The organism is Shinella sp. OV683 (assembly GCF_057787725.1).
Map to the genome: position 1 here is coordinate 3739817 of NZ_CM173543.1, position 14761 is coordinate 3754577.

15 protein-coding genes and 1 riboswitch are annotated in these 14761 nt (G+C 59.4%); of the genes, 11 read left to right on the forward strand and 4 right to left on the reverse strand.

The genetic code is table 11. The annotated features are described in order from the left end of the window. Positions 1–3 precede the first annotated feature (3 nt). Entirely contained in the window at positions 4–870 is an 867-nt protein-coding gene (locus ACXHRN_RS18115; RefSeq protein ID WP_488641939.1) for a S49 family peptidase, read from the forward strand. Between the two features lie 9 nt (positions 871–879). Beyond that, the gene (locus ACXHRN_RS18120) at positions 880–1080 is read left to right on the forward strand and encodes a hypothetical protein (protein WP_488637701.1); all 201 of its coding nucleotides are present in this window, start codon (positions 880–882) and stop codon (positions 1078–1080) included. Between the two features lie 317 nt (positions 1081–1397). Here the strand turns inward: ACXHRN_RS18120 and ACXHRN_RS18125 are convergent, their stop codons facing one another. After that, on the reverse strand, positions 1398–1691 hold the full coding sequence (locus tag ACXHRN_RS18125) for a ribbon-helix-helix domain-containing protein (RefSeq protein WP_488637702.1): 294 nt from the start codon (positions 1689–1691) through the stop codon (positions 1398–1400). A gap of 153 nt (positions 1692–1844) precedes the next feature. On the opposite strand from ACXHRN_RS18125, the gene ACXHRN_RS18130 reads away from it, so the two are divergent. Beyond that, positions 1845–2798 (forward strand): glycine--tRNA ligase subunit alpha, encoded by a 954-nt coding sequence (locus ACXHRN_RS18130; RefSeq protein ID WP_488637703.1) that lies wholly within the window; start codon positions 1845–1847, stop codon positions 2796–2798. A gap of 6 nt (positions 2799–2804) precedes the next feature. On the opposite strand, the gene ACXHRN_RS18135 is transcribed toward ACXHRN_RS18130, so the two are convergent. Beyond that, the gene (locus tag ACXHRN_RS18135; RefSeq protein WP_488637704.1) at positions 2805–3662 is read right to left on the reverse strand and encodes a carbon-nitrogen hydrolase family protein; all 858 of its coding nucleotides are present in this window, start codon (positions 3660–3662) and stop codon (positions 2805–2807) included. A gap of 105 nt (positions 3663–3767) precedes the next feature. Next, a complete protein-coding gene (locus ACXHRN_RS18140; RefSeq protein ID WP_488637705.1) occupies positions 3768–3965 on the reverse strand; it encodes a hypothetical protein in 198 nt (65 codons plus the stop codon). A 198-nt stretch (positions 3966–4163) separates the two neighbouring features. Between ACXHRN_RS18140 and ACXHRN_RS18145 the strand changes: the two genes are divergently transcribed. The 5 genes from ACXHRN_RS18145 to ACXHRN_RS18165 all read left to right on the forward strand — a co-directional run bounded on the left by ACXHRN_RS18145 (position 4164) and on the right by ACXHRN_RS18165 (position 11085). After that, the gene (locus ACXHRN_RS18145) at positions 4164–4718 is read left to right on the forward strand and encodes a LemA family protein (protein WP_488637706.1); all 555 of its coding nucleotides are present in this window, start codon (positions 4164–4166) and stop codon (positions 4716–4718) included. A gap of 16 nt (positions 4719–4734) precedes the next feature. Then, positions 4735–6696, forward strand: a complete 1962-nt coding sequence (locus ACXHRN_RS18150) for a DUF2207 domain-containing protein (protein ID WP_488637707.1) — start codon at positions 4735–4737, stop codon at positions 6694–6696. Between the two features lie 234 nt (positions 6697–6930). After that, the gene (locus tag ACXHRN_RS18155; protein ID WP_488637708.1) at positions 6931–8241 is read left to right on the forward strand and encodes a GGDEF domain-containing protein; all 1311 of its coding nucleotides are present in this window, start codon (positions 6931–6933) and stop codon (positions 8239–8241) included. A 148-nt stretch (positions 8242–8389) separates the two neighbouring features. Then, the gene (gene glyS / locus ACXHRN_RS18160; protein WP_488637709.1) at positions 8390–10594 is read left to right on the forward strand and encodes a glycine--tRNA ligase subunit beta; all 2205 of its coding nucleotides are present in this window, start codon (positions 8390–8392) and stop codon (positions 10592–10594) included. A 173-nt stretch (positions 10595–10767) separates the two neighbouring features. After that, on the forward strand, positions 10768–11085 hold the full coding sequence (locus tag ACXHRN_RS18165) for a transcriptional regulator (RefSeq protein WP_488637710.1): 318 nt from the start codon (positions 10768–10770) through the stop codon (positions 11083–11085). Between the two features lie 2 nt (positions 11086–11087). Here the strand turns inward: ACXHRN_RS18165 and ACXHRN_RS18170 are convergent, their stop codons facing one another. Beyond that, on the reverse strand, positions 11088–11606 hold the full coding sequence (locus ACXHRN_RS18170; RefSeq protein WP_488637711.1) for a glycosyl transferase: 519 nt from the start codon (positions 11604–11606) through the stop codon (positions 11088–11090). A gap of 123 nt (positions 11607–11729) precedes the next feature. Between ACXHRN_RS18170 and ACXHRN_RS18175 the strand changes: the two genes are divergently transcribed. From ACXHRN_RS18175 to bluB, 3 genes are all read left to right on the forward strand, one after another. Then, the gene (locus tag ACXHRN_RS18175) at positions 11730–12887 is read left to right on the forward strand and encodes a PA0069 family radical SAM protein (RefSeq protein ID WP_488637712.1); all 1158 of its coding nucleotides are present in this window, start codon (positions 11730–11732) and stop codon (positions 12885–12887) included. A gap of 170 nt (positions 12888–13057) precedes the next feature. Continuing rightward, positions 13058–13708: a ribonuclease HII gene (rnhB, locus tag ACXHRN_RS18180; RefSeq protein WP_488637713.1), complete on the forward strand. Its 651-nt coding sequence runs from the start codon at positions 13058–13060 to the stop codon at positions 13706–13708. Positions 13709–13756: 48 nt separating this feature from the next. After that, positions 13757–13936: riboswitch (cobalamin riboswitch) on the forward strand. Positions 13937–13980: 44 nt separating this feature from the next. Continuing rightward, on the forward strand, positions 13981–14706 hold the full coding sequence (gene bluB / locus ACXHRN_RS18185; protein ID WP_488637714.1) for a 5,6-dimethylbenzimidazole synthase: 726 nt from the start codon (positions 13981–13983) through the stop codon (positions 14704–14706). Positions 14707–14761 lie beyond the last annotated feature (55 nt).

Genomic DNA, 14761 nt, shown 5'->3' on the forward strand with positions numbered 1-14761 from the left:
ATGATGCTGAAATTTTTCAAACGCCTGATTCCGAAGAAGTTCCGCGAGTCGAAGACCATCATCCCGCTCGTCCGACTTTCCGGCGTGATCCAGGCCGGTGGCAGCCGCTTCCGTTCGTCGCTCAATATCGAGAGCGTCGAGGACCTGCTGGAAGAAGCGTTCGATTACAAGAAGGCGCCGGCCGTGGCCATCGCGATCAACTCGCCGGGCGGCTCGCCGGTGCAGTCGCGGGCGATCTTCAATCGCATCCGGGCGCTGGCTCGGGAAAAAGAAAAGAAGGTGCTGGTATTCGTCGAGGATGTTGCAGCATCCGGCGGCTATCTGATCGCGCTGGCCGGCGATGAGATCATCGCCGATCCGACATCGATCGTCGGCTCGATCGGCGTCATCTCAGGCGGCTTCGGTTTCCCCGAACTCTTGAAGAAAATTGGCGTCGAACGCCGGGTTTATACCGCCGGCGAGAACAAATCTGTGCTCGACCCATTCATGCCCGAGAAGCAAAGTGATATAAATCACCTGAAATCCTTGCAACTCGACGTGCACAAGGTGTTCATCGACATGGTCAAGGAGCGCCGCGCCGGCAAGCTCGCCGACGTCGACGAGTTGTTCAGCGGCCTCTTCTGGTCCGGCGAAAAAGGCAAGGAGCTTGGTCTGGTCGACGATATCGGCGACATGACGATCGAACTCCGCCGGCGCTATGGCGAGAAGGTCAAGATCGAGCTGATCGAGCAGTCCAAGGGCTTTATCGGCCGGATGATTTCGGGTTCCCTTTCGCGCCCGCAGCCGCAGGTGACGCTCGGCGAAGGCATCGCGAAAGGCATTGTCGATACGGCGGAAGAGCGGCTCTGGTGGAGCCGTTACGGTCTCTAGGGGACGAAAGTGGGTCTAACCAAACTGATATTTTTCGGCCTCGTGGTCTTCGCAGGCTGGTATCTCTACCGCAAGTTCGTGGCTGATGCGACCAAGCTTGCCAAGGCATCCGAGGCCAAGCGCAAGGAGCAGAGCACCGGCGCGCAGGGCACCCTGGTGCAGGATCCGATCACCGGCGAATACCGGCTGAGGCGGAAGAAAGAGAATTAAGGTTCCGAGCGCTGGCCGGCGATTGTCTGCCAGTCCTGGCCGGCGTAGGTGACGCAGATAATTCTCACAATCCGCGCTTCGTCGTCGACGGTGAAGCAGATGACGCCTTTTTCGGCAGATGGCAGAGCGCGGAGGCCGGGGCGCGATGTAGCCGCGCGGCGCCCCCATATGAGGGAAATCGCGCAATTTTGAGAGAGCATCTTCGATTTCGTCGACTTTCTGCCTGCCTATTTTGAAGCCTGCATAGTTGCCGACAAAATCAAGAATGGATGCGAGGTCAAATCGAACGTCGTCATGGCGCGTAATTTTGTAGCGCACTATCGTCCCGCTTTGATTTGATCATCCGCATAACGGCGCAGGTCATCAAACATGGTATCGTTCTCGTCCATGACGATCCACTGATCGTCCGGCAACTGCATGCGCCGTAGAATCTCGTCCTTCGTCGCCAGAACGGGATCGCCGTCCGAAACGGCGTCGCTTTCCGCCAGCATGATATCCCGCACCTGCTCGGCAAAGAAGTCGGACGGCGAGGCATACGTGCCCTCCCGCACCTTGCGTTCGATGAACTCCACCTGTCGCTCCGGTAGCTCGATCGAGATTTTGACGTTCATGGCAAGCTCTTGCTTCCGCTTCGATTGATCGCATCTAAAATATACGACATCGCCAACGGCTTCAACCGACGCTCGCCAGCATTCAAAAATCCTTGACCCTTCCGTCCCGCCATGGCACTCAGCGCCCGAGAAATCCAGCCGATGGTAGCCCAAATGTCCGCACTTCCCGATCATATGCACCCTACCCGCTCCTTCCAGGGGCTGATCCTGACGCTCCATAACTATTGGGCGGACAAGGGTTGTGCGGTTCTGCAGCCCTATGACATGGAAGTCGGCGCCGGTACCTTCCATCCGGCGACCACATTGCGTGCGCTCGGCCCCAAGCCGTGGAAAGCCGCCTATGTGCAGCCGTCGCGTCGCCCGTCGGATGGCCGCTATGGCGAGAATCCCAACCGCCTGCAACACTACTATCAGTATCAGGTGATCCTGAAGCCTAACCCGTCGAACCTGCAGGAACTCTATCTCGGCTCGCTCGCCGCAATCGGGCTCGATCCTTTGCTGCATGACGTGCGCTTTGTCGAGGACGACTGGGAAAGCCCGACACTCGGTGCCTGGGGCCTCGGCTGGGAATGCTGGTGCGACGGCATGGAAGTCTCGCAATTCACCTATTTCCAGCAGGTCTGCGGCATCGAATGCGCACCTGTTGCAGGCGAACTGACCTATGGTCTGGAACGCCTCGCCATGTATGTGCAGGGCGTCGACAACGTCTATGATCTGAATTTCAACGGTCGCGAAGGCGAAGACAAGATCACCTATGGCGATGTCTTCCTGCAGGCCGAGCAGGAATATTCGCGCCATAATTTCGAATTCGCCAATACCGAAATGCTGCACCGGCATTTCGTCGACGCCGAGAAGGAATGCCAGGCATTGCTGGCGGCAGGAGCGCCGGGCGACGCGGATAACCAACGCCTGCACAAATGCGTGCTACCGGCCTATGACCAGTGCATCAAGGCGAGTCACGTTTTCAACCTGCTCGATGCACGCGGTGTGATTTCGGTCACGGAACGGCAGGGCTATATCCTGCGCGTCCGCACGCTCGCCAAGGCTTGTGGTGAAGCTTTCCTGCTGACCGAGGCAGGTGGCGTCAATTGGGTGAAGGCGGCTTGAAACACTTCAGGTTGTTTCATGTTTCCGCGCGGATGCCCGGAAGTCGCGCACCATCTGAAAAAACTGGTCCTGCTCGTCATCTGCAATCAATTCGTTGATAGCAAACCCGGGCTCGTCCAGCTTCGGCTGATTTCCAAGATGCCCGCTCCGTTCGATCCAGAAACTTGAGAAATTCTGATGGCTCCGGCAGGAGTTCGATGAGCTGACAGCGTATTGGTGAAGCCAGGCGTAGCTTCGCAACAAAGGCTGGATGACATGCGCCTCGATGCGGTCACGCTGCACGTTGTCGCTGACGCACGAGTGGAAAACCAGTTCCACCTCCCCGGCATAGGCCAGCCAAAGTTCGGGAAAAGACCAGTCAAGGCAAATCAGAAAGCCGCAACGAACACCATCAATCTCAAGGGTCAGCGCGGACGTCCCAGGGGAAAACGCCCGCAAATCGTTTTTGGAGCAGCGTCGCTTATCATAGCGGCCAGCAATCTGGCCCTCGCGATTGATCACAGATAGCGAATTCGTTGGTCCCTTTCCCTTTTCGCCTTTGTGGACTGAACCGATGACAATCCAAATCTTTTCCTCGATAGCTGCAGCCCTCACCGCATCGATAGCAGTTTCGCATGCCTGCCAGTCAAAGGAGGCCCAATTCGGCCAATCGTCCATCGGACCGTATCCGGAGAGAGCGCATTCGGGAAAATGGGCAACGTCGGCACCTGATGCTGCTGCTTTACGAACAAGGTCGACTGTCAGGGAAAGGTTTTGCGCGATGTTGCTCGTCACCGGGATCTGGCAGGTCGCCACGCTCAAACGAGACGGTGCACTTGTTGTGGAAGGAGGAGTATCCCAAGTGTAAGTCTTCGATCTCGCCAACAGCATACCTCCTGGGTTGCAGGAGCAGTCTGCGGCTAGGGCTATCGGCCGTCAAGACCGATCGCTATCGACATCAGCGAACAGTTGCCATTCCAGCCGCATAACTCACACCCTATCGCCCCACTTCACGCCCAGCTCCCATACCGGCTTCAGCGTCGGATAGGTGCCTGTGGGATGCTGGCCAGCATAGGTCTGCAGGAAGCGGCGGGTGCCGGCCGGTTGCGGGGGCTCCATGGCCACGGCGTAGTCGAAGAACAGGACCGCGAAGGCTAACAGGTTGATGATGAGTTTGGTGGTCTTCATGGCAGTCTGTCCGGGTCGGATGTTTAACTTGAGACCAAGTTCTCATCTTTCCGGCCGATCGGCAGTTTCCGGGGTGACACACTTTTTCACTGGGGCAGCAGAATGAGCGATCCCCGCTTGAAAGAAAAAGAATCTCCCATGACTTTGACAGGCTGAAACGTTACCCTTTCGTCTGCTTTCATGGTTCGGGGGAACACTATGTCTTATGCTGTCATTGCCATTATCGTCGTCGTCGCTCTATTGGTCGTCCTGCTCTATAACGGCCTGGTGCGCGCCCGGCAGATGGCGGAGGAAGCGTGGTCCGGCATCGACGTGCAGCTCAAGCGCCGCGCCGATCTGATCCCCAACCTGATCGAGACGGTGAAGGGCTATGCGACGCACGAAAAATCGACGCTTGCCGAGATCGTCGAGCTTCGCAACAGGGCGCAAGCCGTCCCCGCAGGCGATGTTGCCGGTCGTAGCGCGGCAGAGGGCTTGCTTGGCCAGGCACTCGGTCGTGTGATGGCGCTCGCGGAAGCCTATCCGGATCTCAAGGCCAACCAGAATTTCTCCGAGCTGCAAAGCTCCCTCGATGGCATCGAGGGCGAGCTTCAGATGGCGCGCCGCTATTACAATGGCGCTGCCCGCGACCTCAATATCAAGGTCGAGAGCTTTCCCTCCAACCTGCTGGCGGGCCCTTTCGGCTTTGTGAAGCGGACATTCTTCGAGATTGACAACCCCGCGGACCGCGCCGTGCCGCAAGTGAAGTTTTGAGATTCGGGGAAAACCTATGTTCCTTCCAAAGGTACGTTTCAGCCGGATCCTTGCGCTTATCGCCTTTCTACTTTCGACTATCCTCCTAGCCCTGCCCGCCCAAGCCGAAGAACTCGTTCGTTTCTATCACGCCGATATCAGCGTCGCGAAATCCGGCGTGCTGACCGTCACCGAAACGATCCGGGTCAATGCCGAGGGAGACAAGATCAGGCGCGGTATCTTCCGCGACTTTCCGCTGACCTTCGAAGGTAATGATGGACAGTTACACCGGGTGGATTTCTCGATCAAGCGCATCGAACGGGACGGCCTCGAGGAAGACTATCGTACGGAATCGATCGACCACGGAACGCGCATCTACATCGGCAAGAAAGACGTGTATCTGAATGGCGGCGAGCACACATTCAAGATCACCTACGAGACCGGCCGCCAGATCCGCTACTTCGACAACCACGACGAACTGTTCTGGAACGTCACCGGCAATGGCTGGGACTTCCCGATCAGCGAGGCATCGGCTGCTGTGACGCTGCCGCAGGGCGTCAAGCCGACCGCAACCACATTCTACACCGGGCCGCTGGGTTCCACCCAGCAGCATGCGCGGGTCAGCAACGACAATGGCTGGCTGAACTTCGCGACCACCATTCCGCTGGACCGGCATGAGGGCCTGACGATCGGCATCAAATTCGCCAAGGGCGCGATCGATCCGCCGACGAAGAGCGACGAATTCTGGTGGTGGGTGCATGACCGAATGAATGCCATCGCCGCCGGCATCGGCTTGCTTGTCGTTCTGGTTTACTTCTCGATCCACTGGTTCCGCGTCGGCCGCGATCCGTCCAAAGGCGTTGTCGTGCCGCGCTGGGATCCCCCGGCTGGCCTGTCTCCTGCGCTCGTGAATTATGTCGACAACAAAGGCTTTTCCAATGGTGGCTGGACGGCGTTTTCCGCGTCGATGATTGATCTTGCCGTCAAGGGCCTGATAACGCTCGAGGATCTGACAAAAGCCGTCAGCCTGAAGCGCACCAGCGTCAAACCCGACAGCAAGCTGCCGCTCGGCGAGGACATTATCTACAATCAGGTCAAGGGCAGCGGATCGTTCGCCATCAACAAGGAAAACGGCACCAGGGTCCAGAAGATGGGCAACGATTTTCGTGCTGCAATCGACAGAGAGCACAGCGGCAAATACTACAAATACAATCTCGGCATCATCACCGGCGGCATTTTCCTGACCATCATCGCCTATGTCGCGGTGATCATGATCGGCGACTTCACCCAGGACATGCTGGGCCTGCTGGTGGTGCCGGCGGTAGTCTTCCTGTTCGTCGCCATCTTCTCGGCCATTCTGGCGGGCGCGGCCCTTTCCTCGCCATCGACGGTAGTCCGCATTGTCGCCTGGATCTTCCTCATCATCTTCTGGAGCGCCATGGCACTTGTGTTGCTGGCCAGTGCGCTCGAAACCGCCAAGCTGGCCCAGTCGCCGAGCGATATCCTTGCGCTGGCGGCCAGCGGCGGCATGGTCGTCATCGCCACCTTCTTCATCACCATCATGGGCGCCGCGACACCACTCGGCCGCGAGCTGCGGGACGGCATCGAAGGCTTGCGGCTCTATCTGACGGTCGCCGAGAAGAACCGCATGAACATGGCTGGCGCCCCGCAGATGTCGCCCAAGCATTATGAGACGCTGCTGCCCTATGCCGTGGCGCTGGGTGTCGAGGAGCCATGGTCGGAACATTTCCAGACCTGGCTGAACGCGGCAGGAACGGCTGCGGCCGGATATGCGCCGACATGGTATGCCGGCAACGACTTCAACCAGCACAATTTCGGCCAGACGATGTCGAGCTTCTCGTCGTCGCTGTCATCCACAGTGTCCTCGACATTGCCTCCTCCGCCCTCAAGCTCGTCGTCGGGATTTTCCTCCTCCTCGAGCAGCAGCAGCGGATCGTCTGGCTCCGGCGGCGGCGGCGGCGGTGGCGGAGGCTGGTGAACGTCCAAGGAAGATTGCCTATTGGTAGCTTAGTGTTCCGAAATACCTGACTTTCGACTTGCAATATACTGTTTGGTTACGTTGATGGCCTAAACTACAACCTCAGGGTTCCCTTCGGCCACTCTTCAGCGCAAGACTGCATGGCCACGCGAACCTCTCGCGACTAGAGCATGGGCAATGAAGCGCGACAGCGCTTTCGTAGAAATACTTTGCGTTTCGGCAGGATGACCCAGAATGAGTGTATCGAGTACAGCTGCCAGCCAGGCCGACATCGCGCGCGAGGCAGGCTCCGAGCTGTTCGGCAAGACGCGTGAGGAACTCGATTTTTGGATCAACTGTGTCGGCGCCCCATTGGTGGTGGTCGAAAAGCAGGCGCTGGTGATTCGCGGCGCCAACCGCAATGCCGCAGTGTTCTTTGGCATCGACGCAGACGCCTTTGCCGGAGCATCCGTGGAGCTTCTGGTTGGCAACGAAGCGACGCAGATGCTGGGCCAGATCTGGAGCAACGCGCCGGTGGGCGCACCCGGCGAGCCCTTCCTCGTGCGCGCCGTCATCGACCAGCAGGAGCGGCTGTTGATGGTGCAGGTCACCAAGCTGGTCGTCGAGGGCGAAGCCGTGCGCCTCTTCACCTTCACCGATGCGCCACCGCAAGGGTCGGTCGCACTGGCGGGTTGGCAGGAAAATATCATAGCCATGCTGAACTGGGTGCCGTTCGGCTTTGAAATTTCCAGTACCGAAGACCAGATTCAATTTGCCAACTCGCATTTCTGCGAACTGTTCGGCTATTCTCCCGACGAGATCGAAAGCATCGAGGATTGGTGGCGGCTTGCCTATCCCGACCCGGACTATCGTGAGTTTGCAAAGTCGCAATGGGAAACGTCGATCGCTGCAGCGAGAGCCGAAGATCGCGAGATGACGCCGTTCGATCTCGACGTGGCCGTCAAGGGCGGCGGGCGCCGCACGATCCAGTTCCGTCACCGCACCATCGGCAACTTCAACGTCAATCTCTATCTCGATGTGACCACGGAACGTGCCTATGCGCGGGAGCTGAAAACGCTGGCGGAAACCGATCCTTTGACTGGGGCGATGAACCGCCGCCGGTTCTTTGAAGAGGCCGAGAGGGTTTACGCGGCAGATTCTCTTTCGTCCGCATCGGGCGCGGTCCTGATGCTGGACATAGATCACTTCAAGAAGATCAACGATACCCATGGGCATGGTGCGGGCGACCTGGTGCTGAGCGAGTTCACGCGCCGGTGTCGCAACGCCATCAGGCCTGACGATCTGCTGGTGCGCCTTGGGGGCGAGGAGTTCGCTATCCTGCTGAAGGGTGCCACGCCAAGCGTGGCGAGAGATGTCGGGGAACGGCTGCTGGCAGAAGTGAACTGCGTGCCCTTCGAGATTGGGGATGTCCAGTTACAGGTCACCGTGAGTGTTGGTGGAGCGATGCGCGATTCTGATGAAGCCACCGTCGAAGCCACGGTTTCGCGCGCAGACAAGGCGCTCTATGCCGCCAAGAATGCCGGTCGCAACCGACTTGTCATTTAAGCCGCTTTTGCGATCCGAGCGATCGACATCAGGGACATCACCAGCGGCCTTACGCCAACCCGCACTGTCGCGAATTCCCGGATGACATTGACGCCGGAACTTGCTAGTTCCGGCTCCTGAAGTGATGTCCGACCGAAAGCTCTTTCCCATGCCCGATCTTCTGCTTGAACTCCGCTCCGAGGAAATCCCGGCCCGCATGCAGCGCAAGGCTGCCGGCGACCTCAAGAAGCTGCTCACGGATGCGCTGGTCGAGGCAGGACTGACCTATGAGGGTGCGCGCGAATATTGGACGCCGCGCCGGCTGACGCTGGATATTCGTGGCCTGACAGCCCGCTCCGCCGAAGTGCGCGAAGAAAAGAAGGGGCCGAGCACATCGGCACCGCAACAGGCGATCGACGGCTTTTTGCGCAGTGCCGGGCTCACCTCGCTCGACCAGGCAGAGACGCGCAACGCCCCGAAGAAGGGCGACTTCTACGTCGCCATCATTTCCAAACCGGGCCGCTCGACCGAAGAGATCATCACCGATGTGATGCCCGGCATCATCCGCAATTTCCCCTGGCCAAAAGCAATGCGCTCCGGCGCCGCTTCCGCCAGGCCCGGCAGCCTGCGCTGGGTGCGGCCGCTGCAATCGATCATCTGCACCTTTGGCGCGGAACACGACGAGCCCACTGTGATCCCCTTCGAGGTCGACGGCATCGTTGCGTCGAACATCACCTACGGCCACCGCTTCCATGCACCGGGCGCGATCACCGTCAAACGGTTCTCCGACTACGTTTCGAGCCTCGAAAAGGCCAAGGTCATTCTCGATGCCGAACGTCGCAAGGAGATCATCCTCACCGACGCCCGCAACATCACCTTCGCCTCCGGTCTTGAACTGGTCGAGGACGAAGGTCTGCTGGAAGAGGTCTCGGGCCTCGTCGAATATCCGCAAGTGCTGATGGGCACGTTTGAGGAAGACTACCTCAAGATCCCGGCTGAGATAATCCGCCTGACGATCAAGACCAACCAGAAGTGTTTCGTCGTCGCCAAGCCGGGCGCATCGGGCGAACACCTCGAACTGTCCAACCACTTCATCCTGATCGCCAACATCGAGGCCAAGGATGGCGGCGCGGAAATTGTCCACGGCAATGGCAAGGTCGTGCGTGCGCGTCTGTCGGATGCGCTGCATTTCTACAAGCGCGACCAGGGGGATCTGCCGGATCTTCAGGATCTCGCCGCATCGGCCGCCAAATTCGGCCTCGATCTCAAGAAGCCGCTCGACCAGCGGATGGCTAAGCTCGACTTCCTCAATGTCACGTTCCAGGCGAAGCTGGGCACCCAGGGCGCCCGCGTCGAACGCATTCGCGGCCTGGCGGCGGAACTCGCCAAAGTGACCAAGGCCGACCCGATCAAGGTTGATCGCGCCGCGGTACTTGCCAAGGCCGACCTGCGCACCGAAGCCGTCGGTGAATTCCCTGAGCTACAGGGCCTGATGGGCCGCAAATACGCGCTGCTGCAGGGCGAAGATACATCGGTGGCAGCAGCGATCGAAGAACACTGGAAGCCTAATGGCCCGTCCGACCGCGTGCCGACCGATCCGGTGTCTATCACAGTCGCACTCGCTGACAAGCTGGATACGCTGGTGGGCTTCTGGGCGATTGACGAAAAGCCGACCGGCTCGAAGGATCCCTATGCACTGAGAAGAGCGGCGCTGGGTGTGATTAGCTTGATTCTTGATAATCGCATCGATCTCGATATTCTGCTGGTCGCATTCCACCACGCGAAGCAATTTCCGGCATGTGATCCGGTCATGGTCTCCTTCGAACTTGCTGTATTTTTTGGGGAGCGGCTGAAAGTCCAGCTAAAGGATGATGGCATTCGCCCGGACTTCGTTGATGCTGTGCTCGATATGGGCACGCGGCGTGAACAGATGATGCCTGGTATGGAAAATACCAAGCGCATTTTGTCGATTACTCTTCGTGCACAGGCATTGGCAGCATTCATAAACACAGAAGACGGCAAGAACCTGCTGGCAGGCACCAAGCGCGCGACACAGCTGCTGGCCGCCGAGGAGAAGAAGGGCACCGTGGTCGCCGATCGCATCGATCTGTCGCTGCTGACGCTACCCGCCGAAAAGGCGCTGCATTCGGCCATCGTCGTGGCCTCGCAGGGTGCGGCAGAAGCCGTGGCCCGTGAAGACTTCGAAGGCGCAATGGAAGCACTCTCGAAGCTGCGCGGACCGGTCGACACGTTCTTCAACGATGTGCTCGTTAATGACGACAACGCCGATATCCGCGCCAACCGCCTGGCTCTGCTGGCGGCAATTCGCAGCGCGACGGGTGCGGTGGCGGATTTCTCGAAGATTTCGGGATGATACAAGTCCCGCGGCACCGCCGGTCTTGAGGTGTAGCGCGATGGCCACAGGCACCAGCGCGCTGCGATAATTCGCCCAGATAAGTTACATTTTTTTACAATGCTGCCGTGAATGCGACCAACTCGCACCTATATGTGCTGAGGATGAAATGATTTGCTCGCAGGATGATCGCGATGGCGCTGCCAAATGACGTTAAAAATACAATCAGGGCCCGCCTGCAGTCCGACTATGCGTTCCGGTTCGCGCTGCTGTCCGAAGCAGTCGAAGCGTTGTTGAGCAACGATCTGCTCACTGCAAAGAGCGTGTTGTGGGATTATATCGACGCCACGATCGGCTTTGCGGACCTCTCTTCGCAGACCGGATTGCCGGAGAAAAGCCTGATGTGGATGTTCAGCGAAAGCGGTAATCCGCGCGCAACAAGTCTGTTCAAGGTGCTGGCCGTGCTGCAGAAAACACAGGGCATCCACCTCGCGGTCGACGCGGCGGCCTAAGCCTAACGACCCTGCCGGATGACCCAGGCGGGGATCAGTTCCGAACGCAGTTTTTTCACCGATGATGCCCTGGCGAGCGCCGTCAGGTCCATGCCGGGCCGCGCGAGCGATGCAGCCTGGCGCTTTGGCATCAGGAAGCCGAGTTCCAGCACACCTGCCCTCGATGTCAGCCGCTTGAAGAACGGCCGGCGGAAGCGGCGCGACGGGGAAAAGCGCGCCGGCGACTTGCCAAGGGACGCATATTCGAGGATTTCCTCGATCCAGCCGGATTGCGGCCGCGCACCGGGTTCGAGCAGCATGACCCACTCGCCGCGCGCTGCGCGCAGCGTTTCGTGCAGGTCCCATTTCTCCAGGAATTTGCAGCCGGCGGCATCGGCGACGGCCGCCGAGCCATCGCGCGAACCGTGATCGAGTACGATCACGTCGCTCACCAATCCATCCACCGCACCCGACACCAGCACGGCGAGCGTATAGGCGAGTTCCGGCTCGTTATCCCGGCATTCCAGCAAAACAGTCAGCATTGCTTACCTTTAGAGGAAGGATTTGAAAAATGCGAGTCATGGATTTTGTTCTTGCAATGTTCTCTTTTTCACGATAGGAAAATAATCAGGACGAGGCAAGGAATCGCCTCACTGGAGACACCCATGATCAACATGTCGCTTGCGCGGCAGGCTGCTTTTGCGCCTGCCAATACGGCAGAGATTGCCGATAGTCTTCTCACCGAAAGCGGCCTCAGGATCGAGATCGACCGCCGTCGCGGGCGCGCTGCCGGCATCAATCCGGCAGGCCGCTTCGAGCCGCAGGAACGTGAAGTGCTCGACGATGGCTGGCAGACGCTGGAAAGCCTCGATCCATTCAAGACTGAAGTGCAGGTGGAAAAGCCGCGCAGCATCATCGCCCGCAACGACAGTCCGGACATCCCTTTCGACCGTTCGATCAATCCCTATCGCGGCTGCGAACATGGCTGCATCTATTGCTTCGCGCGGCCGACGCATTCCTATATGGGCCTGTCTGCAGGACTGGATTTCGAGGCCAAGCTGTTTGCCAAGCCGGACGCGGCCAGGCTTCTGGAGCGCGAGCTTTCCAAGCCGGGCTACAAGCCGAAGACGATTGCCATCGGCACCAACACCGATCCTTATCAGCCGATCGAGAAGGAATGGCGGATCATGCGGCAGATTCTCGAAGTGCTGGCCGCTGCCAACCATCCCGTTTCGATCGTGACGAAATCGGCGCTGATCATGCGCGACATCGATATTCTCAGCGGGATGGCCGAGCGCGGGCTTGCCAAGGTGGCGCTGTCGGTGACGACGCTCGACCGCAAGCTGGCGCGGCTGATGGAGCCGCGTGCCTCGACGCCCGCCCGGCGGCTGGAGGCGATCAGGGCGCTCAGTTCGGCCGGCGTGCCGACTGCTGTCATGGCTGCACCGATGATCCCGGCGCTCAACGATCACGAATTGGAGCGCATCCTCGATTCCGGCAAGGCGGCCGGTGCGACTGAGGCAAACTATATCCTGCTCAGGCTGCCGCTGGAGGTGAGTCCGTTGTTCCGCGACTGGCTGCTGAGGAATTATCCCGACCGCTACCGGCATGTGATGAGCCTGATACGTTCGATGCGCGGCGGCAAGGATTACGACGCCGAGTTCGGCAAGCGCATGAAGGGCGAAGGCCCCTATGCGTGGCAACTCAATCGCAGGTTCGAACTGGTGATGAAGAAGCTCGACATGCGCAGACGCGGCATTCAGCTGAATACCGATCTGTTCGTGCCGCCGAGTGGCGCAGGCGTGCAGCTCAGCCTGCTGTAACTGATTTAAAGCTCTTCAGCGCCCGGGCTCCATCCCTGCCCCGCGAGCACCGGCGCTGAATGACCGTGCGGCCCGCCATCCCCCGCCTTGGCCGGCCGCGCCCCTGTTCTGGAATGCCGCCCTCATTCCAGGACTTGCAGGGAATCGGGAGAACGTGTCAAACCACCCGCATGAAACGGCACGCTCTCACCGATTCCCTCCCCTTTCTGGAGGAAGACCCGCAGCCGACTTTCCTGATCGAGGAAGGCCTGGTGCGGGACGGATATGAATATGTCTGCGGTCTCGACGAAGCCGGCCGTGGGCCGCTTGCCGGTCCGGTGGTCGCCAGTGCGGTGATCCTCGACCCGCGCAACATTCCCGAGGGACTGCATGATTCCAAGCAGTTGACGGCCGCGAGGCGCGAAGAGCTGTTTGAATTGATTCTGGCGACGTCGGAAGTTGCCATTGCCTCGGTCAGTGCCGCCGAGATCGATAGGACCAACATTCTCAAGGCCAGCCTGGAGGCGATGCGCCGTGCCGCACATTCGTTGCACCGTCGACCGAAGTTTGCGCTGATCGACGGCCGCGATGTCGCACCCGGCCTGCCCTGTCCGGCCAAAGCGCTAGTGAAGGGCGATGCCCGCTCCTTCTCGATCGCAGCTGCCTCGATCGTCGCCAAAGTGACGCGCGACCGGATCATGGCCGCAGCCGGCAATCGCTTTCCGGGTTACGGCTTCGAGTTCCATGCCGGCTATGCCACCGAGTTCCATCGCAACGCCATTGTAGAACTCGGCCCCTGTGGCATCCACAGGATGACATTCCGGCCACTGCGCAAGGATTGATCGCGTCATAAGGCGCCGCCGGCAGATTGCCCTTCCAGTCTCAAACCTGCTAGACAACAATTGTTCGGTGCCCATGTGAATGGGAGAATCGGGAAGCGGGTGCAAATCCCGCGCGTGCCCAACGCTGTAAGGGGGACGGAGTTCGCTGATATGCCACTGGGAAACCGGGAAGGCGGCGATCTCCGGATGAACCCGAGCCAGAAGACCGGCCGGACATATCAGGCTTGAAAGCGCGGACGGCTTTCACAGCAGCCAATTGTCGGGGTAAGACAATGCAAGGCAATCATGCGCGCCATCTTTCGATGGCCGGTCCATTTTCCGAATCCGAGACGGCGGCCGTCTATCGCGCCATTCATTCGCGCCGAGACGTGCGGAATGAATTCCTAGCCGATCCCGTGCCGGACGCGGTGATCCAACGGCTGCTGACGGCAGCCCATGCCGCGCCATCGGTGGGCTATATGCAGCCGTGGAATTTCATGCTGATCCGCGACGAGGCCAATCGCGAGGCGGTCCACAAGATCTTCCAGGATGCCAACGACGAGGCGGCCGACCAATTGCAGGGCGATCAGAAGCGCAGCTACATGGCGCTTAAGCTCGAAGGAATTCTCAAAGCGCCATTGAACATCTGCATCACCTGCGATCGCAAGCGCGGCGGCGATTTCGTGCTGGGTCGCACCCACAATCCGCAGATGGATCTCTACAGCACCGTTTGCGCGGTGCAGAATTTCTGGCTCGCGGCGCGGGCCGAAGGGATCGGTGTCGGCTGGGTCAGCATCTTCGATCACGAGCGGCTGAAACAGCATCTCGGCGTTCCAGACAGCGTCGAGATCGTCGCCTATCTCTGTGTCGGCTATGTCGATCAGCTCTACGTCAAACCCGAACTGGCCGTGAAAGGCTGGCGTGAGAAGATCGCGCTGGAAAAGCTGATCTTTGAGGAACGCTGGCCGGAAGCCTCTCATGTCCTGGGGTTCTACCGAGAAATCGCCTGCAGGACGTAAAACGGCAAGAAAAACCCCGCCTTGCGGACAGGGCGGGGTCAGTTCATTTCCAGAA

Coding starts and splice junctions, on each gene's coding strand:
- glyS (WP_488637709.1), top strand. CDS start 8,390: ATGCCCGATCTTCTGCTTGAACTCCGCTCCGAGGAAATCCCGGCCCGC.
- bluB (WP_488637714.1), top strand. CDS start 13,981: ATGCAAGGCAATCATGCGCGCCATCTTTCGATGGCCGGTCCATTTTCC.
- ACXHRN_RS18125 (WP_488637702.1), bottom strand. CDS start 1,691: ATGAACGTCAAAATCTCGATCGAGCTACCGGAGCGACAGGTGGAGTTC.
- ACXHRN_RS18145 (WP_488637706.1), top strand. CDS start 4,164: ATGTCTTATGCTGTCATTGCCATTATCGTCGTCGTCGCTCTATTGGTC.
- ACXHRN_RS18155 (WP_488637708.1), top strand. CDS start 6,931: ATGAGTGTATCGAGTACAGCTGCCAGCCAGGCCGACATCGCGCGCGAG.
- ACXHRN_RS18170 (WP_488637711.1), bottom strand. CDS start 11,606: ATGCTGACTGTTTTGCTGGAATGCCGGGATAACGAGCCGGAACTCGCC.
- ACXHRN_RS18175 (WP_488637712.1), top strand. CDS start 11,730: ATGATCAACATGTCGCTTGCGCGGCAGGCTGCTTTTGCGCCTGCCAAT.
- ACXHRN_RS18140 (WP_488637705.1), bottom strand. CDS start 3,965: ATGAAGACCACCAAACTCATCATCAACCTGTTAGCCTTCGCGGTCCTG.
- ACXHRN_RS18130 (WP_488637703.1), top strand. CDS start 1,845: ATGTCCGCACTTCCCGATCATATGCACCCTACCCGCTCCTTCCAGGGG.
- ACXHRN_RS18115 (WP_488641939.1), top strand. CDS start 4: ATGCTGAAATTTTTCAAACGCCTGATTCCGAAGAAGTTCCGCGAGTCG.
- ACXHRN_RS18150 (WP_488637707.1), top strand. CDS start 4,735: ATGTTCCTTCCAAAGGTACGTTTCAGCCGGATCCTTGCGCTTATCGCC.
- ACXHRN_RS18165 (WP_488637710.1), top strand. CDS start 10,768: ATGGCGCTGCCAAATGACGTTAAAAATACAATCAGGGCCCGCCTGCAG.
- rnhB (WP_488637713.1), top strand. CDS start 13,058: ATGAAACGGCACGCTCTCACCGATTCCCTCCCCTTTCTGGAGGAAGAC.